The sequence below is a fragment of the Vibrio sp. D173a genome (assembly GCF_030248475.1).
Genome location: NZ_JAHGAH010000295.1, coordinates 1 through 2,135, shown reverse-complemented (window position 1 = coordinate 2,135; position 2,135 = coordinate 1). Strand labels below are relative to the sequence as shown.

At 46.4% G+C, this 2,135-nt stretch carries 1 protein-coding gene; it reads left to right on the top strand.

Annotation, left to right across the window (positions count from 1 at the left end; genetic code table 11):
- The first annotated feature begins 206 nt into the window (after positions 1 to 206).
- Positions 207 to 2,087: a methyl-accepting chemotaxis protein gene (locus KIV40_RS24480; protein ID WP_285351778.1), complete on the top strand. Its 1,881-nt coding sequence runs from the start codon at positions 207 to 209 to the stop codon at positions 2,085 to 2,087.
- Positions 2,088 to 2,135: the final 48 nt, after the last annotated feature.

Below are 2,135 nucleotides of genomic sequence, written 5' to 3'. Positions count from 1 at the left end.
CGTCTCCAAAGGCATTCATCCACGGGTAAACCCGTGGTTTTCTGTATCCACAGTATAAATATTCCCCTATTTATCTTAAGTTTATCCAGATCGCGTCGATAAAGTAGTCGAAGCCTTTCAGTACTCATCTGTACCTGAATCGTCTTAAGCAACCTATTGTCACCACCGGTGATGTCGATCTTTTTATCTATTGAGAAGGTAAGACAATGAGAAGTTCCATAAAACTTAAAATTCAGATTGCAATCGCAGTCATTATTGCCATTGTTAGTGGCGTTCAAGCTTGGGTTTCCGTAAATCAGTTGCGTGATGAAACCACCTCGACACTGAGCAGAGAGATGGAAAACATCTCAGCATCAACCAATCGATACATCAGCGATTGGTTGGCGATTCGTAGTGAAATGATGCTAGCGAATGAAGATGTCATTCTCGATTCGACAGACGCAGATAGAGAGATGCTGTTAACCAAGCGAGCTGGGCAATTTCTCTCGGTTTATGCCGGTTTTTCTGATGGTTCAATTGCTTACGGTGATAAAACTGAATCGTGGCCAGCTGATTACGACCCACGAACTCGCCCTTGGTATAAAGATGCGATGGCAAAGTCTGGCTTAATCATCACAGAACCTTATCAAGATTTTGACGGCAGCATCGTTGTCAGCTTTGCCAAAGCCTTCAACCAAGGCAAGCAAGGTGTGTTAGCTGCCGATCTCGCGGTGACAGATATCATCGATGAAGTCCTAAATATTCAATTAGATAATGATGGATTTGCCTTTTTAGTCGATGGAAAAAATAACATCGTTGCTTACCAAGACGCCAAGCTAAGCCATAAACCTTTAACGACGCTCAACCCTGAACTGAGTGCCGCTAGCATGAATAAACTGAGTCAAGACGCTCAGTTAGCGACCATCTCTTGGCCAAACCAAGGGGAAAAGCTCATTTACGTCGCCAAAGTGCCTAACACGGATTGGTCATTAGGTATTGTTGAAGATAAGCAAATGGCGTATGCCTCTGTTTCTGAGCAAGTGACGTTTACGGCTATCGCTTCTATCGTTCTTTACTTGATCATCGCAGCCATCAGCACCTACGTCATCACTCGCTTACTCAAGCCACTTCAAACTCTCTCTACGGCTTTAGAGGAACTTTCTCAAGGGGAAGGTGACCTGACTCAGCGCATCAAGATTGAACGTATGGATGAGATTGGAGAACTGGCGACACACGTGAACCAGTTCCTTGCTCAAATGCAGACCATGTTGAAGAGTATTGTTGAAAACAGTGAGCAACTTTCGGAACAAGCAAATCAAGCAAATGAGCTATCTGCGATGGCTGCGGGTCGTGTTGAACATCAGCAAAATGACGTCAACCAAATTGCTACTGCTATTCATGAGATGTCAGCAACCGCTGCTGAGGTAGCAAGCCACGCAGAGCTAACAGCGAGCGCTTCGCAAAACTCCGCATCTGCTTGTATGGAAGGGCAAAACGTCATCCAGAAAAACCGTGAAGCGATTGTCGAACTGGCTGAACAAGTCAGTGATGCCGCCAGTGTGATTTCAGAGCTAGAAGCAAACACGCAAAGCATCAACCAAATCCTATCGACTATCCAAGGCATTGCTGAACAAACTAACTTGTTGGCACTTAACGCGGCAATTGAAGCGGCTCGTGCTGGTGAGCAAGGTCGCGGTTTTGCCGTGGTTGCCGATGAAGTACGTGTACTTAGCCAGCGCACCCATGGTTCGACGGAAGAAATCCGCACCATGATCGAAACATTGCAAAACAACACCAAGCTGGCAGTTAATAGCATGCAAACCAGCACCAGTTTGGCAGATACTAGCGTGGATTATGCTCAGCAAGCGCACGACAGCTTAACCAGCATCACCAACTCGATCACTGAGATCAACGACATGGCGATGCAAATCGCAAGCGCTGCAGAAGAGCAACGCGCGGTAAGCGAAGACATCAGCCGCAACACACAAGGCATTAAAGACGATGCCGACATGATTGCCGAACAATCGCTTAAAGGCAGTGAAGGCGCACGCCAGATGTACGATACCGCCAATACCATGCGTGAGAACATCAGTCGTTTAAAAGTGTAACCCTCCCTATCAAAAGCAGCTCAACGAGCTAATGCCGATCAGTTAAGA